13 protein-coding genes are annotated in these 25,196 nt (G+C 47.4%); 5 read left to right on the top strand and 8 right to left on the bottom strand.

The annotated features are described in order from the left end of the window. Positions 1 to 93, top strand: a 93-nt coding sequence (locus tag WA407_RS25600) for an IS3 family transposase (RefSeq protein ID WP_336078678.1), incomplete at its 5' end; no start/stop codon positions are given. Positions 94 to 169: 76 nt separating this feature from the next. Here WA407_RS25600 and WA407_RS25595 read toward each other — a convergent pair. From WA407_RS25595 to WA407_RS25585, 3 genes are all read right to left on the bottom strand, one after another. Next, entirely contained in the window at positions 170 to 844 is a 675-nt protein-coding gene (locus WA407_RS25595) for a phosphatase PAP2 family protein (RefSeq protein ID WP_254351686.1), read from the bottom strand. 409 nt (positions 845 to 1,253) lie between these two features. After that, positions 1,254 to 2,087 (bottom strand): membrane protein insertase YidC, encoded by an 834-nt coding sequence (gene yidC, locus WA407_RS25590; RefSeq protein WP_336078686.1) that lies wholly within the window; start codon positions 2,085 to 2,087, stop codon positions 1,254 to 1,256. After that, complete coding sequence (locus tag WA407_RS25585; RefSeq protein ID WP_013310179.1) at positions 2,053 to 2,373, bottom strand: hypothetical protein; 321 nt, start codon at positions 2,371 to 2,373, stop codon at positions 2,053 to 2,055. The genes yidC and WA407_RS25585 overlap by 35 nt, the downstream gene beginning before the upstream one ends. 232 nt (positions 2,374 to 2,605) lie before the next feature. On the opposite strand from WA407_RS25585, the gene WA407_RS25580 reads away from it, so the two are divergent. Further along, positions 2,606 to 3,961 (top strand): PQQ-binding-like beta-propeller repeat protein, encoded by a 1,356-nt coding sequence (locus WA407_RS25580; RefSeq protein ID WP_336078685.1) that lies wholly within the window; start codon positions 2,606 to 2,608, stop codon positions 3,959 to 3,961. Positions 3,962 to 4,004: 43 nt separating this feature from the next. Here WA407_RS25580 and nadA read toward each other — a convergent pair whose 3' ends face one another. Next, complete coding sequence (gene nadA / locus WA407_RS25575) at positions 4,005 to 5,111, bottom strand: quinolinate synthase NadA (RefSeq protein WP_336078684.1); 1,107 nt, start codon at positions 5,109 to 5,111, stop codon at positions 4,005 to 4,007. 165 nt (positions 5,112 to 5,276) lie between these two features. Between nadA and WA407_RS25570 the strand changes: the two genes are divergently transcribed. Together WA407_RS25570 and WA407_RS25565 are read left to right on the top strand one after the other, a co-directional pair. Beyond that, positions 5,277 to 6,431, top strand: a complete 1,155-nt coding sequence (locus tag WA407_RS25570) for an IscS subfamily cysteine desulfurase (RefSeq protein ID WP_336078683.1) — start codon at positions 5,277 to 5,279, stop codon at positions 6,429 to 6,431. Continuing rightward, on the top strand, positions 6,428 to 6,967 hold the full coding sequence (locus WA407_RS25565) for a transcription repressor NadR (RefSeq protein WP_039274627.1): 540 nt from the start codon (positions 6,428 to 6,430) through the stop codon (positions 6,965 to 6,967). Before WA407_RS25570 ends, WA407_RS25565 begins: the two co-directional genes overlap by 4 nt. Positions 6,968 to 7,099: 132 nt before the next feature. Here WA407_RS25565 and greA read toward each other — a convergent pair whose 3' ends face one another. Continuing rightward, the gene (gene greA, locus WA407_RS25560) at positions 7,100 to 7,579 is read right to left on the bottom strand and encodes a transcription elongation factor GreA (RefSeq protein WP_013310174.1); all 480 of its coding nucleotides are present in this window, start codon (positions 7,577 to 7,579) and stop codon (positions 7,100 to 7,102) included. A 366-nt stretch (positions 7,580 to 7,945) separates the two neighbouring features. On the opposite strand from greA, the gene WA407_RS25555 reads away from it, so the two are divergent. Further along, positions 7,946 to 8,293, top strand: coding sequence for a hypothetical protein (locus tag WA407_RS25555; protein ID WP_025721144.1), 348 nt, complete (start codon positions 7,946 to 7,948; stop codon positions 8,291 to 8,293). Between the two features lie 241 nt (positions 8,294 to 8,534). Here WA407_RS25555 and WA407_RS25550 read toward each other — a convergent pair whose 3' ends face one another. The 3 genes from WA407_RS25550 to WA407_RS25540 form a co-directional block, all read right to left on the bottom strand. Next, the gene (locus WA407_RS25550; protein ID WP_336078682.1) at positions 8,535 to 11,570 is read right to left on the bottom strand and encodes an endonuclease; all 3,036 of its coding nucleotides are present in this window, start codon (positions 11,568 to 11,570) and stop codon (positions 8,535 to 8,537) included. Between the two features lie 99 nt (positions 11,571 to 11,669). Then, positions 11,670 to 13,571, bottom strand: a complete 1,902-nt coding sequence (locus WA407_RS25545) for a serine hydrolase domain-containing protein (protein ID WP_336078681.1) — start codon at positions 13,569 to 13,571, stop codon at positions 11,670 to 11,672. Positions 13,572 to 13,854: 283 nt separating this feature from the next. Next, complete coding sequence (locus WA407_RS25540; protein ID WP_336078680.1) at positions 13,855 to 25,068, bottom strand: amino acid adenylation domain-containing protein; 11,214 nt, start codon at positions 25,066 to 25,068, stop codon at positions 13,855 to 13,857. Positions 25,069 to 25,196: the final 128 nt, after the last annotated feature.

Here is a 25,196-nt window from a genome sequence, read left to right as displayed (position 1 = left end):
TACATTAATTACTACAATCACAAGCGCATCAAGTCAAAATTAAAAGGTATGAGCCCGGTACAATACCGAGCTCATGCCCAACTGGTTGCATAAAAATAGTTGTCTAACTTTAAGGGGTCACTTCATAAAGCGTCTGCTTTTTTATAAGCTTTATTATTTATGCTACCCGTTATGCTGTCGATTTGGAGCGAAGTGGCAGCATTCGTCGTTCTTCGTACCGCTGATAAAACCAAATACAAGCCGCCATCCAGCAGCCACTCATAAAATATCCACCCACAACGTCGCTCGGATAATGTACGCCCAAATAAATGCGGCTCGTCCCGATTGCTACAATCAGCAGGCTGCTGAGTACAATAAGAAGGATACGCCCCAGCCTAGAAGGAACATGCTTCCACACTAAAAATGTCAGCGCCGCATACATGCTGAAAGCTGTCATGGAATGTCCGCTTGGAAAGCTGTATCCATTCTCTTCAATAATACGGTTAATCTCCGGTCTCGCACGCTGAAAAAGCAATTTTAGTATCGTATTCAGCATTACCGATCCCAATACACCAGCCGCCAAAAAAAGCAGTTCTCTGCGATGTCCCAATACTCTATAGAGCACGAACATGGCAATTAAAATGATGATCGCAACTGGAATCCCACTGCCGATCATGGTAAAAAATTTCATTAGACGGGTCATGACGGGCGACTCTAGTTGTCCAATAGCCGAAATAATTTCCTGGTCAAAATGCCGAACTTGATGGTCACTCACCCATAATGCGACCAAGCCAAAACCGAATGCACATACTATACATGTGAGCAGAGCCAAGGAAATGGGCAGCTTTGTTGATGTTTGCTTCATTTTCTATAGTTCCTCCATAATATTCATTGCGTGATAAAACAAAGTTCAGCATTAGCTTACATATAGGTCTTACTTTGCCCACTTTTCTCTTATCATTTCATTAAAAGAATTAGATGCCTCCCTGTTGGTAACCACTGCCACTCCCTTTTTACCAACGTAACAGCGTCTTCGATGCAACGTTGAATGAGTTGAGAGCCTAATCTTCTCATACTAGCCTCTCCCAACTTTAGTATCACTTTATAATATAAGGATTTCATATTGACTACAAAATCGCAAGCGGAATGTAGCGAAAAAAGCAGCATCAAAAAAGAACGCCATTCAAGCCTTATAAACGGCTCGAATGACATCCTATGATTACACTTGACAACTACAAGCGCAATTCCCAAGTTAAATAAACATCATCTTCTAATTAGGTTGGTGTGACTTCTCCAAGTTTAACCTTACTCTCTGCTTCCTCTATCGGATAGCGTCTGCGGAACCACAGCGACTGAAGCAGCAAAAAGGTGCCGCTTACCGTCCAATATAATGGCATGGCAGCAGGGGCATTAAAGGAAAAGACAGCCATCATAATCGGTGAAAGATAACCCATGATCGCAAATTGCTTGCGCTGTTCAGGCGTCATCTGAAACTGAGAAAGCTTGGCCTGTGCCAAGTATACAACTGCGACGACGATTGCCAAAATCCAGTCCGGCTGTCCGAGCCGGAACCATAGGAAGGAGTGAGACGCCAACTCCGGGGTTAAGCGGATTGCAGTGTACATACCGCTCAAGATCGGGAGCTGAATGAGAATAGGCAGACAACCGATATTAAGCGGATTGAATTGATGCTCTTTGTAAAGCGACATCATTTCCTGCTGCATACTCTGCTGGCTGGCGGCATCTTTTTTGTTTTCATACTTCTTCTTAATTCGGTCCAAATCGGGCTGCATGGCGCTCATCTTGCGCTTCATCCCCTGCTGGGCACGTGTTTGACGCATCATAAGCGGGAGTAAGGCCAGCCGAACAATGAATGTCAAAGTCATAATCGCCAGCCCAAAGCTTCCACCAAACCATTGCGCCAATTGCTGAATAAGCCAAGAAAGCGGGAACACCACGTAATGATTAAAAAATCCGGGTGTCTGTGCATTTATCTCCGCAGCATTCGCACCACAACCAGACAGCAGCATGACCACCGCCAACGCTACCATTAATCCAAATATCCGTTCTTTTTTACCCCAAAAGGTGAATCCCTTGAATCGTTTCATATGTTCCTCCTCGTTGATTGGCTGTGCCATCGTTCAACGAGGGAGAACAATCGGATGCATCTTCATCCGGTGCTTCCTTACGCCGGATATGTCGGGCCAGCCGGACAGGCATGTCCTGTCCACGGGCAGACATCGGCATCTGTGGAGAAGCATGAGACCTTACGGGCCCGCCTTCGACCCAGCATTCGGGTACATTGCCGTGCAAATGAGCGAGATACGTATAAGTCACTGTGCACAGTAAGCCGATTGTAAATAAATAAGGGAGTAGGTCCTGAAGCTCAAACAAGGGATTTCACCTCCTTCGGTATGTTGCTACAATTATAGCACGAAACCGGACAAGCGACTAATCTTTAATTAGAGATACAGGTTGGATCACAAGCAACTGAATTTAAGGATTTATGCTCAAAACAACCAAAATGCAAATGCAACATGAAACTTTTGGTTTTTTTTACAGTCTAATCAAAGGTGACTTTCTGAAATCCTTACTCCCCTATTAACCATTAAAGGAGCCAGCGCGTATGAGAAAAACGATACATAACACTTTGTTTACAGGATTGGCGGTAGCCAGCATTGGGTTGCCCTTGATCAGCGGTGGATTCGCTGAAAAGGCAAGTGCAGAGCCGTCTGCGGTCTCCATGAGTAACGGCGCTTATAGCACCTCAATCCAAGCACCTGTGATCAAACCTTCCTGGTCTTTTCCCGTTATCCCAATCGATAGAAACCGATATCCAGATCAGGCGGTAACAATAGCGGAAAACGGTAAAGTATTCGCGGTTGACTCGAACCATAGACTGGTTGCCCTTGAGGCCAGTTCGGGTCGGAAATTGTGGCAATATGGTGATCAGCTTACCCCTGTTTTAACGTACAACAAAGGTATCATCTACGGAATGACACGAAGCGGTTCTATCTATGCCGTTACAGAAGCTGGCAAGAAAGTGTGGTCTACTCCGCTGGGATTTACTGAAGCATATCGTATTCAGCGCATTGGTCCAACTATATATATTATGCAATCGGTGCAAACGGCAGCCATTGATGCTGTCAGTGGCAAGGTGAAGTGGAAAATCAGTGAGGATAAGAACTCATACAGTGGTTTGGGCGAAATAATGGAAACTGACGGTGTGCTTATCCGCAACTATAATGTACAAGGCAGCCTGACCTTTGAACAGATTAATGCCTATGACGCTAAAACCGGCAAAAAGCTTTGGGACAGCTTTAGAACTTCCTTTCCACTGGTGGTTAAAGACGGAATCGTATACTCTGTTGCCAACACGTTTATGATTGATGATGACCCGGTAAACCATAAAGTTACGATCGCACAGTACGACCTCAAGACAGGTAAATCCAAAGGAGATCGTCAGTATCGCTGGACCGAGCCTGAAAATAAAGACGGTGTTTATCGATCTGGAGGTGTATATGGTTCTGCTTTTTTGTACGGCAAAGATCTTTATGTCTTTCAGGGAGAGACACTAGCTTCCTATGATTTTTGGAACTACAAGCCAGACAGCAAACCTGCTCGCAAGTGGGCGCAAAATGGCTATGATCAACTTGTTCCTTTATTGTCTATTCATGAAGGTCGCATGTTCTACCAAGATTTTAGTACATCCAGACTGACTGCTATGAAGCTGTCCTCAGGTCAATTCATTCATTACGACGGCGATAATCCGACCGTTCAAGCTGACGTATTCGGTAAAGGAGTCTATGTCGGGCAATCAGATGGCGTATTTCATGGCTATGATTTGATGAGCTTAAAGCCCGTGTTTGCTGTCAACACAGGCTCACGCTCCTTCGGTCCAACGCTCAAATCCGGTGGAATGATATTTATTCAAAGCGGAAACCGTCTGCTTGGCGTCAAGCTCCCTGCTTCTTTAAAATAAGGCCAAAGATTTCAAGCAGCATTCTCGCTGGAACAGCAAAAGGTTAACGGATAGCAAGCATACGATTCAATGCTAGTACAGCATCCTGTCTGATCTGAGCATCCACACGAATCACACCCACAGGCTCACCCCGATCAAACTGCTCCATTGCCCACAGCAAATGGGGAAGATCGATCCGGTTCATGGTCAGACAGGGACACATATCGGGATTGAGCGATTCAATCTGCTGTTCAGGGTACTGCTGCTTGATTCGTTGCACGAGATTCATTTCTGTACCAACAGCCCATTGAGTTCCCGGCTCTGCCGCGCGAATGGTATCGATGATGAATTTTGTGGAGCCCGCGCAATCTGCGAGCTGTACGACCTCATAAGAGCATTCGGGGTGAACGATGACCCGGATGTTCTTATCACGCTCGCGGACATTGCGAATGTGATCTACTGTAAACTTTTCATGAACAGAGCAATGTCCTTTCCATAAAATAATTTTTACAGTTGCCGGGTCCTGTTCAGTCTCAAGCTGATCGGTCATTGGATTCCACACGGCCATTTCATTTAGCGGAATTCCAAGATCGTAAGCTGTATTGCGACCTAAATGCTGATCCGGCAGAAACAAAATACGTTCCTTTTGCTTCAACGCCCACTCCAGCACTTGCTTAGCATTCGAAGAAGTCACGGTAGCCCCGCCATGCCGTCCTACAAAGGCTTTGATCTCTGCTGTGGAATTTACATACGTTAACGGAATGATCGTATCTCCTACCAACTCCTGTAAATGCTTCCATGCTCGTTCTGTCTGCTCCACATTCGCCATATCTGCCATCGAGCAGCCTGCACGCATATCCGGCAGGACAACAGTCTGTCGATCAGTAGTCAGCATATCCGCTGTCTCCGCCATAAAATGTACCCCACAAAATACAATAAACTCCGCTTCCTGATTTTGTGCAGCCAATTGAGCAAGCTGTAGAGAATCTCCTGTTATATCAGCAAACTGAATAACCTCGTCCTTCTGATAGTGATGGCCCGGTATGAGCAGCTTGGGTCCCCATTTTTGTTTCAGCTCGGCCACTCGCTGCTCCATGTCAGCAACCGTCAGTGTCTTATAATACTCTGGCATAAGCCCTCGATTTCCTTGTAAAACGTCAAGCATAGACATTAGAATCCCTCCATATCGATGCGGCTGATCGTTCACGCTCTCACGAACAGATAACCGCTTTGTGTACATACATGTTTACAAGTGTCTTGACACTTATATTTACACATGCCTACAATAATCTCAAGAGTTTTTGAATGGAATTATTTTAAGCAGGGAGGATTTGGTGTGATTTATCTGGACTATGCCGCTTCCACACCTATGTGTGGCGAAGCTTTAAATATGTATAACGTATTAAATAAGGAAATGTTCGGAAATGCCAGCAGTCTCCATGATGCGGGCGGTCAAGCAGCCTATACGCTAGATTACAGCAGGCAACGAATAGCAAATATGATTAGCGGGCAAAAGGAAGGCATCTATTTTACAACAGGGGGAACAGAATCCAATATGTTGGTTGTGCAATCGATCCTGAACGGGTTGCCGCAGCATAAAAAGCATTGGATCATGAGCGCTTTGGAACACCACTCGATGTACAACCTTGCTACTTTGCTGGAACGTCAGGGCTATGAACTGACCATTGTGCAACCGGATCGGGAAGGACGAATGACCCGCGAAACTCTTTTACCTCACCTGAGAGAAGACACCGGACTTGTCTCCGTACAACACGCTAATTCGGAAACGGGACTGGTTCAGGACCTTGCTGCCTTATCTCCCCTGCTACGCGAACGGGGGATTTTGTTGCATAGTGATGCGGTACAGACATTTGGGAATATTCGCGTAGATGTAGAATCCATGGAAGTAGATGCACTCTCTGTATCAAGCCATAAAGTGTATGGCCCCAAAGGTGTCGGTGCTGCATATCTCAAACCCGGAACCCCGTGGCGTCCCGTGTACCCTGATACACTACATGAAAACGGATTTCGTCCTGGAACGGTTAATGTTCCCGGGATTGCAGCCTTTGTCGCGGCGGCAGAAATGATGACCGAACAGATGGAGTCGCATCAGGAGCGATATACTACCCTGAGAAGACACTTTATTACGAAAATCCAGGAAAGATCCATTCCGTTACGTTGGGCCGTACAGGAAAGCGAGAATAAAGCAGTGCTTCATCATATCGTAGGATGTTTTTTTCACGGTTACGAGGGACAATATGTTATGCTGGAATGTAATCGCAAAGGTGTCTGTATATCAACTGGAAGCGCATGTGCTGCCGGACACCACGATCCTTCGCCTGCCTTACAGGCGCTTGGAGCATCCGGCCGTGAAGCGTTACAATTTATCCGTGTTTCTTTCGGAAGAACGACCACCATCGAGGAATTGAATGTATTGGTAGATATTTTGACAGACCTGACGCATCGAAAAGAAAGGAGCTTATCCCGTTGACTGAATCTTTAAAACGGTCAGGTACGGATCGTCGCGAACAGCTACTGTTGTGGCTCAAGAGCGAATCACCACTGACCGGGAGCGAACTGGCGCGCAGATCCTCCGTCTCCCGACAAGTAATTGTCCAGGATATTTCCCTGTTAAAAGCAAGCCAAGAGCCTATCCTTGCAACAAGTCAAGGATACATTTATATGGAGCCTGCGAGTCAGGCAACTCCCTTAGCCTCACGTATTATTGTGTGTAAACATCGACCTGAACAGACAGAAGAGGAACTAAAGCTGATTGTGGACTACGGTGTAAGTGTGCAGGATGTTATTGTTGAGCATCCAGTATATGGGGATCTGACTGCTCCGATACGGGTTGGCACTCGCAAGGAAGTGGACGATTTTATCCGTAAAATCAGCTCCACCCAGGCCACTTATTTGTCCCAGCTGACGGGAGGCATCCACCTGCATACCTTGAATGCCTCGGACGAAGATAAAATTAATGATGCCTGCGCTGCATTGGAGCAAGCGGGCTTCCTAATGACGGACTAACTTAGTGCGCTTAGCGGAGCAAAGAAAATCCTGTCCAGTATGTGGAGTGCAACTGTGCTCCACATGGACGGTATTGTAGGCAGCGAGAAATAAAAAATCCCGGCCCCCTCATATAAGGGAATCGGGAATGAACTATGTGAGCTTAATTTCAAGCAGCTCATATTTAATTACAGCCATGGGTGCATCCACATGAATGATACTGCCCACTTCTTTTCCCAAAAGTGCCTTGCCTAAAGGACTTTCATAGGAAATTTTGTTATCAAGAACATCCGCCTCAGCAGGACTTACAATTTTGTATTCCATCTTCTCTGAAAATTCGATGTCATTCAGAATGACAGTCGATCCGATACTAACGGTTCTAAGATCTAAATTACTCTCATCCACGACCCGGGCTTTGGTCAGCATCTTCTCCAATATGAGAATGCGGGTTTCCATAAACGCTTGGTCGTCCTTGGCTGAGTGATACTCACTATTTTCTTTCAAATCGCCGTAGCTGATAGCCAACTTAAGGCGTTCGGCTAGCTCCTTGCGTTTTACGGTCTTCAGTTCCTTAAGCTCATCCTCCAGCTTGGCCAATCCCTCTTTAGTTAACAATACTTCTTCATTCGACATATTTTATCTACAACTCCTATTTCAGCATTTTGCTTAATTCCAATTCAACGCTCAAAAATACAATAAACGAACTAAACCGTTTCAGTCTAAACATTGCTGATTGAAAACGCTCCTGGGATTTATGCAAATGCTCATTTGGCTTGCTTTATTGTAGTTTACTCTAAATCGGACCAACATGCGAAATAAATTACTGGATAACAGTAGCCAACTGCCTTCAGCCAGGATGATTCTTATAGTAACCAATGCTCTCTTATTCGCATATCGTATGATCATAACGTATATTGATGAGCACATGGAGTGCCGCTGTCCTTGTCTCGAATTTTGTGAAAACCAGGCAGGAGCAGTATATGGCGGGAGGAAGATTCAATGGCTTCCTTAGGAAAGAATGGTAATGGGAACGGGAATCGTAAATCCAAATCCCCCCTCAACGGTCAAAAGAAAAATGGATTAAACAGTAATTCGGCTATCTTTTCTGCGCTTCAAGGAAAAAATGTGGAGGTCCTCGTGGCAGCCCTCCTACTAACAGGAAAACTAAACGTCGATTCCGTGACTTTATACAGACAAGCAACATTGTTTTTAGGACTCACAGGAAAATACAAAACACTAGCATCCACTCCATCCAATGTCGATAATATGGTGAAATTTTTAAATGATAACGGGAATATGACACTGGACCAGGTGATACAAGCCTTTTCACAGAAAATAAATAATTAACAAGTGGCGAAAGGAGACTTATGCGGTGAGTGAGTTTGATGGAGAATATTTTGCAGAGGTTGTCATTATTGTGATTCTAGTTGCCATGTTCTTCTATGGCTCCTCAGATATAGAGGGACTTTCCGCTTCGCCAACCCAATCCTAAAATAATAATTCCCGCTTCGTAAAAAATAAAAAAGCATCTATAGACTCTCACGAGGTCAATAGATGCTCTTACTTTTTAACGGCCCATCATTTCTACTTAATGCCCCTTTACTTCTACACTTATCGTTTGACTAGAAACTTCTCCTGAAGCATTGACTAACTCGGCCCGATACTCATATGTACCCGGCTTTTGATTTTGGATGTTGGTGACTGCACTTTGGGCCTGCGGGCTTTCGCTTGGCAGATGCTGAGCGTCGATCAGTTCTCCATTTTCATATAAGTTGTATTTTGTCGCATTCGTGCCCCACCACATGTTCATTGTAAGGGTGTAGGTGCCGTCACCGTCCCAATTGTCATGAGACAGCACTGGAATGCCAGGGGAAGCATCGGTCACTTCGACAGTTAACGGGTCGCTGGTCGTTTTACCAGAAGCGTTGATCAGTTCTGCAGTATACGTGTAGATACCATTGGTCTTGCCTGTAACAGGAATGACTGCATGCTGTGCTCCAGGGGAAGCGGCTTGCAACGATTGGGTGCCAATCAGCTTGTCGTTTTCGTACAACTTGAGTTCATCACCATTCGTACCCCACCACAGATTCATGGTGATGTTGTAGTTGCCATCCTTCAGCCCGGTGTCCTGCCCGTTATCATGCGACAGCACAGGTTTACCCGGCACTTCACCTACAGCAGTCTTTTCGACTCTAACGGTTACAGGATTGGATACGACCGTTTTACCGTCCAAGATGACGCTGGCTGTAATCTCCGCGCTCCCCTCTTTTAGGGCCTTAAGTTCTCCATACGTATCCAGCGAAACGGATTCATGACTGCTGATATACTGAACAGAAGCGCGGCTTAAATCAGCTTCGCTGCCATCTGTCAGCGTACCCTTGAGATGTGTCGCTGCCGTATCCCCAATGTTGAGGGTCGTTTGATCCATTGAAAGCTCTACTTCCTGCAAAGCTGCGCCTGCCTGAGCTGAAAAATCATCCAGTCCACGCGGTTTTAACTGATAATCCCCTTTGAAAATCGCCGAAATTCCCTTCAGCTTCACTTGCTGTCCTTCTTGATATGGAAAAGATGTCCGAGTTAAGCCTGTACGTGCATCGACGCGCACATGGTGACTTACTTCACCAGATACTGCATCAAATTCAAACGAACCTACGGGAGTGGCGTCTATCACATTACGAATCATTGCCGTAGGAAGCTCAACCAACTGTCCTTGGTTCGCATCACTGAGTTCGGTGACTTGTACAGCTTCCGGAAGTTGTCCTTCTCCCGTTTTTTCAATTGCCACTGGAGCGGTTAACTCCAGCTCACTATTATACAGTGCCAAGCTTGCTGTAAGCTTTACTCGATCCCCTTGGTGAAAGCCGCTTTGGTTCTGATATACATAAATACCACCACTTTCATCCTGCATGTAAAAGGCTTGACCACCGAATGCACCTGGTTCTGTTGTCACAACACCCTCTAAGGTCACGACTTTGCCAGCCGGGAGATTCCGTGCTTCTGCGACACTGATTCGAGCTGGAACCGTATTGCCTTCCTCAGGCAACGGCTGGGCCGGGACATCAGCCAGCACGACGGAATGGGTCAGCAGATTGCTGCCGTTTTGCCTCAGTCTAAGATTAGCTGAACCACTGGTTCCCGGCTTGATCCGCACCGTCAAGTCCTTATAGGCATGGCCTTTGCCGTTGGACTCCAGGCTAAATGTTCCGCTATAGCCGTAAGAGGTTGGCCAGCTTCCATCCGGATTTTGAATTTGGGCTACTTGATTGCCGCCTGCAACATAAATACCTGTGCTGAATCCGCTAATCGTGCTGTTAGGAGCCAGTTGGTCGGCAGTAACCCGAATTTGAAAAGGCTGTGCATTGGGCAGCTGCTCTTGACGAACGATGCTGTACACTGGTTGCGCACTGGCTGTAGATCCGCCATAGGACCCTGCTTTGAATGTTCGCTGATCCCACCATTTGTAGCCGGCTGCGGGAGCGGACCAAGGCTCGGCTTGTGGTTCCGTGGAAGTCTGCGGCTCTTCAAAAGGCAGTAATGCCGTCGGCTGGTCCAGCTGTAAGCTTTTCACTTCCGTCAGGCTGGTATACTCCTCCTTCTTGGACAACCAGTCTACGATATTAACCAGTAACACAGCGTCATCCTGCTCCTTAAAGCCGTCATACGTTGTCTTCTTGGTTCCTGTCTCTTCGCGCAAATATTTTGGCGTTGCATCTTCGACAGGAGACGAGTCCCCAATGAAAGCAGCTTTGCCTTGCCCTAATTTCGATACAGCTGCATAAGGTCCTTCCGGAATGCCGCCTCCGTTATAAACGCCCTGATCTACCGCGTTGCCCCAAGCCTGATTGGTTTTAGGAAGATATACGATTCCCTTGGCTTTCGCTGGGTCGATAATCGCGAGTGTTGATCCTGCATGCATTGCGACATTACTCACTCCAGCTGTAATGCCGAACGCCTGCGCTGGCTCGACAATCTGATTGGCCGTGATATCGCCTAATGCATTGTAGCGAAAGCGCACACCAAACTGGCTGCCCAGCCAATCTGAGCTGACTACACCTTGCATTGCTGCCGAGCTTTTTTCTTCCGCACTCATTCCCTTCGCAGGGTCTTCCCATGCACCACGACGATAGCCATTAATGCTCTCCGATCCGTCCCAGCGATTCTTGTTGCGGTCCGCGTTATAATGATCTCCAATGAAAAAAATACTATTGCCTGCTTTTACATACTGCTCCATTGCAGCCTGTTCGCTCTGTTTAAAAGGAATATTCGGCTCTGCCGTAACAAATACATCATAATTTTTTAGATCATTGTAAGTAATAGGCGTAGATTGGCGAAGCTCGTGTACATCATAGCCATTACTCGCGAGGGCTTGGCCGAAGTCTGAAAATCCACCATCCATCACCCAATCTGCTGCGCCAGCTGTCTGTCCATGTGTATTATCAAACAGCACTTTTTTACCAGCGTTCTCATTGACCACTTTCGCTGCAATGAAGGGGGCTGGGTCCGCCGGACCTTCTGCCCGTGCCGGTTGCATGCTGCCCGCAACACCAGCGTACAACGATAAAGTGAAAACCATAGCAGTTGCGTATTTGAAGCTACGGGATGTAAAACGACGAAAGATTTCCATTATTTCCCTCCTGTTTGTTGGTTTAAAACCCCTCTGGGGGGCATCAGATACAAATTTTAGCATTCATTTATATTTGAATATGCATTGTTTTGTAAATCTTTAGGAATAATGAATAGGAAGGAAATTCCAATAAAAAAGATACACCGTATGCAGCAATGTGAGTACCGCAAATAGGATTTTCCCGGCAGCCCGGGTTCTTCTTTCCCCTGTAATCAGCTTTGCGCCATTCACGATTAATACCCACACGGCAATGAGTGCTGAAATGAGTGGCAACGTGCAAATTCCCCAGATATACCACGCGGAATAGCCATACACGATCTGATTGTTACCATAGATGACCTGCACCCCGAGAAAAATCGTATTTAGTGACGCAATGAATGCAAGGTTGGACGAAATGTGACTATTCGTTTTACGGATATCTCTGATCACATATCTTACGATCCAAATCAGCAAGGTCGTGATGAAAAATAAGGAGGCGGCAGCGTAGCTGACAAGCAGAGTCCAGGTACGGTGCCAAAGTGTCGTCTGCTTCATGGTCTTACTATCCGGGGCAACCATCATCCACGTACCGTTTTCCTGATACAGCAAAATTTTAAGCTGGCCCCCCTTTTCCACAAACAATCCATCGCCTGCTGCTTGAAAAACTTTGTCTGTTGCTTCATTCTCATTTGGGTATTTTCCTTTAACAATTAACGTATGATCATCTTGAATTCGCACGGTGTATGTAATGTTTCCCAGTATCCGAATCCATTTTCCCCACCCATGAACAGGATTAGAATCCACCTGATATACACCCTCAATCTCTGGCGAAAGCTTCACTTGGGTGGAAGAACGAGCTAGTGACTGCGAAACGCCCTTCGGCTCTGAGGGCAGCATTTGGGCTATCGCATGGATGGCTTTTCCATGAAGCAGGGTGTCCGTGTCAGCTGAATTAATGATCACAAAAATACCGATCTTTTGCGACGGAATCAGTACCATTTCGGAAATAAAATCATCAATTTCCCCGGTAGCCCACAGCATAGGTACTCCCGTCTCCAAATGACCACGGAAAAATCCGTAGCCTACGCCATCCAGGCGTGCATCGACTGCAAATTGCTGCGCATGCATCACTTTTACCGTATGTGGCTGGAGCACCACTTTGCCCTCATACTTGCCCCGGTTTAAATGAGTGATCAGATAATGGGAAAACTCGTTGGGTGTGACGTTCAACGCTCCTGCTCCCGGCAGATTGATATATGACAAAGGCTGTTTCAAATACGCTCCATCCTTCCACTGATACGATTGGGCCAATGCCGGATGATTTAACGGCAATTCCAGCGTCGCGCTGGGCATATTCATCGGCTGGAACAGATGTGTACGGAGGTAATCGTTCAGTCCCTGACCGCTTACTTGCTCCACGATATTACCGATCAGACCGTAGGCGACATTGCTGTAATCATACTGAATTCCAGGTTTGCGGATGGGAGGCTGATTTTGAAAATACGTGCTGAGGTACTGCTCTGTGGGCAAAACGCCTGCCCGAGTCGAGCTGTTAATGTCGTACAGCGCTTCATCCAATCCTGAGGTATGTGTCAAAAGCTGATGCAAATTGAAAGGCTGATTTTGGTATTGCGTAGTTTTATAGCTGTGGAGATAGCTGTTCACGTCTTCATTCAAATCAAGCTTGTTTTGCTCAACCAGCTGCATCGTGGCGCTTGCACTAAATGATTTGGTTAGAGAGCCGACACGAACAATGGTCTTCGCTGGATCGAATGCCACTTTCCGCTCCAGATCTGCATATCCATAGCCTTTACTAAAAAGGATTTGGTTTTCTTGGGTCACGACGACCGCAGCCCCCGGAATATGCAATTTTCCCAATTCTGTATTCATGATATCGTCTACTGTTTTTTCCAATGAATCAGGTGTTATGCTGTCTGTTGCCCATGCCGAAGCAATGAGCAGGTTCCAGAGAAACAACGCTGCTAAAAATGCGGATAGGTAGCAAATGCCTTTATTCTTCATATTGAAGTACCATCCTTACGTATGAAGTTGATTTTACGTATGAAGTTGATTTAATGATTTGAACCGTGCGGTGATTGCATAGCGAGCAGATATTTATACTCCGTATGGAAGCCATCAGCATGGCGCTATGGAATCATCGCACTTCCCATCGCGGGAGTGCACATGATAAAGCGAATCCTGATCGAATCGTGTAAGCAGAAGGCTTCTTACCTGTCGATCAGGATTCATGTGTTACAGATTAAAAATTAGTGATACCGTTCGTTACATCATCGACCATAGATGTTCAAGATTTATGATGTGCCAAATCTTGTGTCATGTCTTTGTCCGTGTTCCGAGTTATCTTTTGTATTGTGGCACGGATACTTTTTACATTTTCTTCGATAAATCCGGGTTCCAGTAGTTCATAATGATTACCAATCAAGCTATGCTCTTCATAGCTACCTTGTGTAGCGTCTTTCCATAAAAGTCGATTATCTCCTGTACCCCTCACCGTTTCCGATCCAACGGCGACAAAGCCGTGAATATTCGCCTGAACGCTCTCTGTATTCACAAGCTGGTTGCCATACACCGCGTAAGCGATCATTTTACGTTGGTACGTTTCATTCAACAGCTCACGGTAGGAGTCGGGAACCTGTTCCAGCATGTCATGAATTTCATGCTCTGTTTCTTCAGCTGTGAAGGGCAGGGCTTCCGCCCTTTTGACCGAATCGAGCATAAAAATATCGGATACAGCATGGCCTTGACGTTCCAGTATGTCAGCAACCTTATGCGCCAGATTACCACCTATGGAATAACCAAGCAGCACATACGGACCTTGCGCTTGCGTGCTGACGATCAAATCAACGTAACGTGCCAGCATGGCCTGCTCATCCGCAGCATCATCCACGAACTCCAATCCATACACGACTGCGTCCTGATCCAGTTGTTTCGCCAGCTCCGCGAACGACAGCCCGTATCCAAGCATAGGAGGAAAGCAGAAGATGGAGATCGGACCGTGTTCATTCAATCGAATGATTGGACTATCGGCCTTGTATTCCAGATCGGCTTTCAATAATGTGAGCGCCTGCTCTTCTATAGTCGGGAAGTCCATTACACTACGGATGGGAAGCTCAATGTCTGTGGCAAGGTGAACTTTGCGTATAAGCTCCAGTACTTTCAAGGAATGTCCACCCAACGTGAAAAAGTCATCATGGATACCCACTTGTGGAATTTCAAGCACTTCCTGCCAAATGGATGCCAGCAACTGCTCCACATCGGTTCGCGGTGCGACATATTCTATACCCGTGTGCAGCCCTTTGTCCGGCACAGGTAAAGCTTTGCGGTCGATTTTGCCGTTTGTCGTCAGCGGAAACCGATCCAGCTGTACAAATGCGGATGGAATCATATAGCTCGGCAGACTGGCCGACATCGCAGCTCGAATCTCACGGATGGTCAGCTGTTCATCAGCAGTAAAGTAAGCACATAATTGCTGCTGACCTGCTCCATCCCGCAAAGCAATAACCACGCTATCCCGCACGGACGGTACACTTGCCAGCCGCGCCTCCACCTCACCCAGCTCAATCCGGTAACCGCGAATTTTAACCTGTTGATCAATCCGTCCAGCGTATTCCAGTATGCCGTCTTCACGCCAGCGAACAAGGTCTCCCGTGCAGTACAGGCGATCTCCGTCCCTCCACGGGTTAGCAAGAAATCTCTCAGCCGTCAGCTCAGGACGATTTAGATAACCACGTGCAACTCCGTCTCCGCCGACGACCAGCTCACCCCAAGCTCCGACCGGTTGCAGGTTAAATGACGAATCTACAACATACGCCGTCGAATTGCAGATGGGCCGTCCGATCGGCACAGAATCCAGCTGTTCTTCCGTAATGTGATACGTCGTCGAAAAGGTTGTGTTTTCCGTTGGCCCATAGCCGTTAATGATGTTCATGTCCGGATTATCGCGCAGGACCCGGTTAATATGGGGTGCAGACAAAACATCACCACCAACCAGCAAATACTTCACATCGCCGAAAAATTTACTATCCTGCTGTGAAAGCTGATTAAATAACGGTGTAGTCAGCCACATCATGGTGACGCGATGATCCCGTATCGTCTCTTTAAGCTTGGCCGCGTCCAATAGATCATCCTTATGCACAAGAACAAGCTGACCACCATTCAGTAGCGCACCCCAAATTTCAAACGTAGATACATCAAATACAAACGCGCAAGTCTGCAGCATTCGGGTCGATTCATCAAATGGCACATAATCCGTATTGCGGACAAGGCGCACGACACTTTGATGCTCAACTACGACACCCTTAGGCTTACCTGTTGAACCTGAGGTATAAATGACATAAGCAGCATGATTACCCGCTCCATCTATACCCAGATTGGAAGCATCTGCACTGTAGGACGTATCCTCATTCAGATTGACAATCTGTCCGTCGAAATAGCAACGATCCAGTAAATCCTGCTGAGCCAGCAGCAGCTTAGCTCCCGAGTCCTCCAGCATATAACGGATACGGTCCTCCGGATATTGAGGGTCTACCGGCACATACGCGCCTCCAGCCTTCAAAATAGCGAGTGTTCCCGTAATCATGTCCAGTGAGCGCTCCGTCAAAATGCCAACAGGTTCATCGGATTTCACCCCTGCATCACGCAGCGTATGCGCTAAACGGTTGGCTGTCTCATTGAGTTCCCGATAGGTCAATGATTGATGACCCAAAGCTACAGCAATATGATCCGGCGTGCGCTCTGCCTGCTCCTCAAACAGTTTTTGGATCGTGTGATTGCTTGGATATGCAGAGGCAGTGTCATTAAACTCTCCTGTAATTTGTTGTTTTTCCGCCGCTGTAACCAGTTCCAGCTCTTCTACGCAAACATTCGGGTTAAGCAAAACTTGCTCCAACAGATTCACAAAATGCCCATGCAGACGCTTAATGCCTGTTTGATCATAACTTAACGCATTATACATAAAACGAATCTTGATGCATTCTCCCGGCATAACGACTAAGCTCAGATCATAGTTAGTCTGCTCTGCAGCCACCACGTTGGAAATCGGGAATGTATCCTGCCCGTCACTTCCCAGTTCTTCGACTTGCTCATCTACCGGATAATTTTCAAACACCATAATATGGTTAATTAAATCCTGTTTCTGGTCGGTCAATGCCTGAATCTCAAACAGTGGATACGTATCATACGCATGAGAAGCCAGCGCCTGCTCCTGTGTTTTCTTCATAACTTCTGCAAAAGATTCCCCTGCCTCACTAAGAATGCGAACTGGAATGGTATTAATGAACAAGCCGATAATATCCTCTACACCGATAATATCCGATGGACGGCCTGAGACGACACTACCAAATACGACATCACTGTGGTTGTTATATTTTTGCAGCACAATCCCCCAGACGGTTTGTAATAACGTATTCATGGTCACCTGATATCGCTTAGCCGTCTCCTCCACCCGAAGGGTCAACTCACGTTCCAAAACCGTCACCCAATCACTAGCCGTGTTGCCTCCACTCTTGCAACCGGATTTTACAGCTGGTAATGCTGTTTGCTGCTCATATCCGGATAAATAGCTGCTCCAGTAGTCGGTTGCCGCCTTGGCATCCTGTGCTTCCAGCCATTCAATAAAGCGGCTGTACGGCACTGCCGGTGCCAGCTCTGGTACTCTGCCCTCCTGAAGTGCTGCATAGCTTTCAAACACTTCTTTATTTATAAGGGACAGGCACCAGCCGTCCATGACGATATGATGGAAGCTCCATACAAAATGATAGCTGTCTTCTCCGGTACGTAAAATCGCTACACGCAGCAGGACATCCCGACGCAGATCAAAGCCCCGTGCTTTATCTTGTAGCTTGAAATTTTTCACCCTGGTATCTATTTCATCCTCATCCAGATGGTGTAAATCTTCATATTGAAAGCCGCAATCCCGATTTCGATACACCACCTGCAACGGTTCCGTATCTCTGCCAAAATAAAAATGTGTACGCAGCGCCTCATGTCGCCGAACCAGAATATTCAGGCTTTCTGCAAAAGCCCGAATGTCCATCTGACCTCGCATATCATAAGAAACCTGCTCAAAATATGCGTCATTCGCAGCTGCTTGACTATCTAGCTGGCTGTGAAACAGCATCCCTTTCTGCATGGGGGTCAGTGCATATACATTGTCGATCTCGCCCGCAGCACCCATTTCAGATAAGAGGCTGTCCAAGCCCTCCACACTCATTCCTTTGTAAGAAATATCACTTGGGGTAAGCTCCGGGTGTTCTTTATGGATGCAATGCGCCAAAATTTCACGCAGGCTCGATTCCAGGAATTTCGCCAATCGCTCGATGGTCTCCGGTCTATAGCTGGTACGACTATAGCTAATCGTCAGACCCAGTTGGCCTCCCGAAATAATGCCGCCAAAATCCAGCGTATACGTTCGAGCCATGGTCGGGCTCAGCGGCATCCCACCTTCATATGAGGATGATTGCAAGTCGTTCCCTTTCATATCCTGATCGAACTGTCCCAAATAGTTAAAGCTGATTTCGGGATCTGTCGTAAATATGGCTGGAGATGCCTCCGGTGCCTGTGTCTGACGGTCGGATAAATATTTCAGTACACCGTAGCCAATCCCTTTTTGCGGAATGCCGCGCAGCCCTTCCTTCACACGCTTAATCCGTTGCGAAAGTGCCAGTTCTTCCGGCATATCGAGCAAAACAGGATATTGGCTTGTAAACCACCCTATCGTTCGAGTAATGTCCACCTCTGGTAAAATGGCTTCACGTCCATGTCCCTCTAGATTTATCAGGAAACGATCATTTCCACTCCATGCTTGCAATGCCATTCCTACCGCCGTCAACAACAGGTCATTAATTTCTGTACGGTAGGCACGATTGGCCTGCTTGAGCAGCTGCTCTGTCTCTGCATGTGTCCACAAAGCAGTAACCGACTCACTATCGCCAATCAATGGCTTTTCGTGCTCGTTATGCCCATAATCCTGCGGCAAAGAAGCCAGTTCCGCTTGTGCAAGTTTCCCCCAATACGCTCGCTCATGTTCCATAGCTGGACTGTTGGCATAAGCGTGCAGTTGCTCGGCCCATGTTTGGAACGAATCTGTTTTATGAGGCAGCTGAATCACCTGTTCACCCTTGGAGGCTTGATCATAAGCAGTCGCCAAATCCTCGAATAAAATGCGCCAGGATACCCCGTCCACCGCCAAATGATGAATCACGACCAGCAGATGATCTCCATCCGGGCAACGGAACAGCCCCAGTCTCATCAGCGGACCTTCGCTTAGGGAAATACCAGATTGAATTTCATTGCATTTCGCTTCAATTATCTTCGCCAAATTTTGCTTGTTTACATCGCTGTCATTATAGTCAAAGCATTCCAGATGGTACGGTTCGCCTTCCTCTACACTGCGGTTCCATGCTGTACATCCGTTCTCCGACAAACTAAAAACCATACGCAATGCATCATGGTGCGAAGTAATCTGATGGAGCGCCCGCCGTAGTGCCTGTTCGTCATAGCCTTCCTGACGATAGAGCATGACAGATTGGTTAAAATGGTGTGGTTCTTCCGATGGCTGTTCAAAAAACCAGCGCTGAATCGGTGTAAGCACTACATTTCCTGTAACCTCGCCCTGCTCGGCTATTCGGTTAACAGGCTGAATATATGTGCTTAGTCCCGCAATTGTCGGGTATTTGAACAAGTCCTTCATTTCCAGCTTGTATCCAGCCTGAAACAAGCGGGACGATACTTGGATGGCCTTGATGGAGTCACCACCCAAATGGAAAAAGTTATCCTGTATTCCGACTTTCGGGATACCAAGAATGGCTCCCCAAGCCGTGGCCAGTGCCTGTTGGACTTCCGTCTCGGGTGCCACATAATCCATACCTGTATCGAGATTGTGCTCAGGTGCGGGCAGTGCCCTGCGGTCTACTTTGCCATTCAGCGTCAAAGGCAGTCTGGACAGCTGCACAAAGTAGGACGGCACCATATAGCCAGGCAGATCCTGCGACAAAATGCTACGTAAGTCGCTGGCGCTCAATTCACTGTCTGTTGCAAAATAGGCACACAGCTGTTTTTGTCCGTGATCGTCCTGCAGCACGGTAACAACCGATTCCTTCACACCTGGAATCGTGGACAATCGGGTTTCAATTTCACCCAGTTCAATGCGGTAGCCGCGAATTTTGACCTGTTCATCCATTCTTCCCTTGTACTCCAGTACACCATCAGCACGCCAACGCACTAAGTCTCCTGTACGATAGCAATATTCTCCAGACCGGAATGGACTTTCAATAAATTTTTCCGCCGTAAGCTCGGGCCGATTCAGATATCCTCGCCCAACACCGTCGCCACCGACGATCAGCTCTCCCCAGGCTCCGATAGGTTGCAGCTTCAACGAACGATTGACCACATAAGCGGTCGAGTGATCAATTGGACGTCCAATGGGAATAGCCTGGGTTTGCGGTTCTGTAATGTCATAGATGGTGGAAAAGGTGGTGTTCTCCGTCGGACCATAAATATTGGCCAGGCGAAGCTGCGGGTACTCCTTCAACACACGATTGACGTGTGGTACAGACAACACATCACCACCCACGAGCAACTCCTTCAAGGACGCAAACACTCCGATTTCTTGCTGCGAATACTGATTGAATAAAGCCGTAGTCATGAACATCGTGTTAACACGATACTTGTCAATTGCCTGTTTGAGCTTGGAGGCATCCAGAATAGTGTCATGGCTTACCACATACAGTTGTCCCCCGTTCAGCAGCGTTCCCCAGATTTCAAATGTGGAGGCATCGAACACAACTGCGCCCAATTGCAGCATACGTGTATTTTCATCAAGCATGGCATAGCTTTTGTTTTTCACTAGGCGCACGACATTACGGTGCTCAATCATCACGCCCTTCGGCTTGCCTGTCGTACCAGAGGTGTAGATCACATACGCAAGATCGGAAGAAGATCCCCCTGTTGTAATCGCAATTGTTCCATCCGTCTGAGCGTCACATTCAGATTTGCTATTGCATCGCTGTTCATCACTCAAATCGATGACCGGAATGCCGGGTTCAAAAGGCATCTGCTCACGTCGCTGTAACAGTAACAGCCCCGCACTGGAATCCTCCAGTAAATAACGGATACGCTCTTCAGGATAATCAGGATCAATGGGAACGTAAGCCCCTCCGACCTTCAAAATCGCCAGCATACCGACGACCATTTCAATGGAGCGTTCAGCCATAATCCCTACTCGCTGTGTCTCTGGCTCGGACCCGCGCTGTATCCCATGGGAAGCGAGTATGCGTGCCAGACGGTCGGCACGTTCATTCAGCTCGCGGTAGGTAAGCTGCATGTCCGCAAAGGTGATGGCCAGCCGATCTGGTGATTGCGCTACCTGTTCCTCGAACAGCACATGCAGTGCTTGATCTCGTGGATACGGATAGTCTGCTACCGTATCATTGAATCTCTGCACAAGCAGCTCTTTTTCTTGGGCCGAAACCATTTCTATAGCCGAAAGAGCGATATCCGGCTGTTTTATAACCGCATTGATAAGCTGCTGCAAATGTTCAGTCAGTCGTTCAATGGTTTCCCGTTTGTACAGCCGAGTTCCGTATTGAAGAGCACAGGAAATTTGTTCTCCATCCTCCACTGCGAACAGACTCAAATCAAATTTGGCCGTCGTTTGCTCACTTGGATAAGATGCCAATTGCAGCCCCGCCAGCTGCTGCTCTTTTTGCTCTATGTTTTGTAGTGCAAACATGGTATCAAATAACGGATTACGGCTTAAATCTCGATCTACGCCCAGCTTCTCCACCAGCTCTTCAAACGGATAATCCTGATGTTCAAAAGCCTTTAACGCGTTTTCCTTGACCTCCAACACATAATCGCGGAACGTTTTCCCGCCTTCTGGATAATTACGGATTGCCAGTGTATTCACGAACATCCCGATCAGACTGCCAAGATCCGCATGGGGCCGCCCTGCAATTGGCGAACCGACAATAATATCCTCTTGCCCGCTATAGTGGCTAAGCAAAGCCGAATAGGCAGCCAACAGCACCATATATAATGTCGATTCCGTCTGCACCGCAATGCTTTTTAAGCCTTCGCTTTGTCGTTGGTCAAGCGTAAATTCCAGCACATCTCCTTCAAAGCTTCTCACCGCTGGGCGTGGATAATCAGTCGGTAGATCAAGCACAGGTAGCTCTCCTGCGAAGGTATTGAGCCAGTAGTTTTCCTGTTCCCGGTAGCGTTCACTTTGCTGCTGCTTCTGTTGCCAAGCGGCGTAGTCTTTATACTGAATGCGTAGCGATGGCAGCGTGTCGCCTGCATATAAATGAATAAAGTCCTGAATTAGTACATTTATAGAGGTGCCGTCCGAAATGATATGATGCATGTCCATGAGCAAAATATGATGCTCTGGGTCTGTTTCAATCAAACCAACTCGGAATAACGGGGCCTGCCCCAGATCGAATGGTTGGACAAAGTTACGTACCAGCTCATCCGTTTCCTTTGGGGCAGCTCCGTGAGCATAGGTCAATTCCATGCAAAAAGGAACCTCGTCATGTACTCGCTGGACAGGTTCACCGTTCATGGTCTCAAAACTTGTGCGCAATGTTTCATGGCGGTCAATAAGCTGACGGAACGCGTTATCCAGTGCCTTGTGATCAAGTGAACCGGTCAGAGTCAGGGCACCAGGTATGTTATAGCTAATTCCCGCTCCATCAAGCTGATTGAGGATATACATCCGTTTCTGAGCTGAAGAAACCGCATAAAATGGCTTATTCTCCGTAACAGGGATGGATTCATAGGTGGTTGGCTCCAGTGCTTGAATAACCTGCGCCAGCTGTTCAATTGTCGGATGCTGGAACAGATCCTTTAGCTGCACATTTTTATGCAATTCCTTATAGATGAGTGATATGACATGTGTCGCCCGCAGGGAATGTCCTCCTGCCTCAAAAAAGTTATCCTTAATCCCAACGCGCTCAAGCTCCAGCACATCTTTCCAGATGCTAGCCAGTTGTGCTTGTAATTGATTTTGAGGAGGTACATATTCTGCGCCTGAGCTTACACCTCCCTCTGGTTGTGGCAACGCTCGGCGATCCACCTTGCCATTGGGCGTCAGTGGCAATTGCTCCAGCTGCACAAAATACGACGGTACCATGTAGCCCGGTAGCTCCTGGCTCAAAGCACTACGCAGCTCACTTGTCGCTACTTCCGCATGGGTGACCACATATGCGCAGAGCAGTTTTTGCCCCTGCTCATCTTCATGTGCAATTACAACAGCTTCTCGGACTGCCTCCAGCTTCAACAGCTGTGCTTCTACCTCGCCCAGCTCAATCCGGTAGCCTCGAATTTTCACCTGCGCGTCGATTCGTCCCTTATATTCCAGCGTCCCGTCCGCATTCCAACGCACCAGGTCCCCTGTTCGATAGCAGCGTTCGCCGCCACGGAACGGACTGTCAATGAACTTTTCGGTCGTCAGTTCTGGGCGGTTGCGGTATCCGCGAGCCACCCCGTCACCGCCGACGATCAGTTCTCCCCACGCTCCAACAGGCTGGAGCTGCATCGAACCGTCCACGACATATGCCGTCGAGTTGTGGATCGGGCTACCAATGGGCACAGATGCCGATTGAACGCCGGTAATGGCATGTGTGGTGGAAAAGGTCGTATTTTCCGTCGGACCGTAGCCGTTAATGATATGTAGATTCGGATGGGCCTCCAATACCCGGTTAATATGCGGTACGGACAGCACATCACCACCAACCAATAGCTCCCGCATCCCCTCAAATAGTTCCAAGTCCTGCTGGGATAGCTGATTAAAGAGTGGTGCGGTCAGCCACATCGTGGTAATGCCGTGATTGCGGACAACTTCCTTGAGCTTGGGCGCGTCCAAAATAACATCCTGACTCACCAGCACCAGCTGTCCACCGTTCAATAACGCACCCCAAATTTCGAAGGTGGACGCGTCAAAGACAACAGACCCGGTCTGCAAAATGCGCGTGTCGGCATTCAAGCGTGCATAATTTGTGTTTGTCACCAAACGCACGACATTACGGTGCTCCACCATAACCCCTTTGGGCTGGCCTGTAGTCCCTGAGGTGTACATAATATAGGCCAAGCGACCAGCTGCGCTCGCTTTCGGTTGTTCTTCAGCTGCATAAGCGTGCTGTATTTGTTTTGCTTGTTCTGATTGCGTAGCTTTGGATTGCATGTTTTCTGGTTGTATGGTTGTCGTAGAAGCAAGTTCGGGACTGGCGGAAATGGAGTAGAACGGATCTAGGCAGTCCACGTATCCCGGATCAGTATTCGTTCCGTGATCATTCGGCAAAATGGAATCATAACGATCAGCATCATCCGTTCCATAAATTGCAGCATCGCTAAGGTCAAGCACCATTCCCTTAAAATCAGTGGGCCGATGTTCCATTCGCTGCACGAGCAGTATGTCTGCACCGGAATCCTTCAGCAAATAGCGTACACGCTCATCCGGGTAATCAGAATCAATGGGTACATATGCTCCACCTGCTTTGAGAATTCCGAGCATACCGACAATCATCTCAATCGAGCGTTCAGCTACAATGCCGACCGTCTGCTCGGTGCGGATTCCCTGCTTACGTAAAGAATGAGCCAGTCGGTTGGCCTTTTGATTCAATTCTGCATAGGTTAGGCTATCTTGCCCACACACTACCGCCACCTGCTCTGGTGCCTGCTTCGCCTGTTTCTCGAACAATTCATGAATAGACGCATGACGTGGATAATCCACATTTGTATCGTTGAAGGTATGAACCAGCTGCTCTACTTCTTGCTCTGACAGCACTTGTGTTGTGGAAATCGCCAACTCTGGCTGCTGCAAAACAATAGTGTACAGCCGCAGAAGCTGCTCAACAAAGTGCTCAATCGTCGTCTCGCTATAACGGTCGCTATTATACTTTACGTTCAGGGAGACCGCTTCATTTTCCCATTGAAACTGGAAATCTAGTTCAGATTGTACGTGATTCAAAAAATCAGAAATATGAATATTTTGCAAGGATACTGTGGTGTGAATAAGAGGCTTTCCATCCTCATTACGTTGAATGTCAAGTAATTCAGAATAGTTCCAAAAAGGAATGTTTTGATGTTCAATAGCTTCGCCGACAGAGGTTTTGATTTGAGACAGCAACGCTTTGAAGGTTGTGCTGGAATCCAGCGTATTTTTCAATAAAAGCAGATGGTTGATCGGCTTTGTAGCACCATTGCTAGACTTGGCTACCGGAATGCCCAGCAGCACACGTTCCTCACATGTGTATTTATGCAATAAGCTCTCTACTCCAGCAAGCAGGACCATAAACACGGCCCATGGAGCGCCACCTGTTATAGATGATATTCTTTGGGAAATTTCAGTTGGAAAAGTGAGCGTGTACGTATGGGAATTTAAACTCGTTACAGTTGTATTTCTGGACACATGGTTGGTGTATGGTAGGCAGATGATATGATCCTCAGATTCCAGTTTATGGCTCCAGTAATTTTTTTCCTTCTCAAATAAGGCTTTCAATGACATCCCTCCTGCTTCTCGGGGCCTGTTCCCCCCGGTTGGATGGTGCGTTGTTACATACATGAGCGTTGTGTCAGAAAAAGAATACTTTGCAGGCAAGGGCAGTCGGACAAGCCGCCGCCCTCTGC

Source organism: Paenibacillus sp. 203 (assembly GCF_037027525.1).
GTDB lineage: Bacteria > Bacillota > Bacilli > Paenibacillales > Paenibacillaceae > Paenibacillus > Paenibacillus polymyxa_B.
Note: the sequence above shows the minus strand (reverse complement) of the source record. Positions and strands in the feature narration are given on the sequence as shown.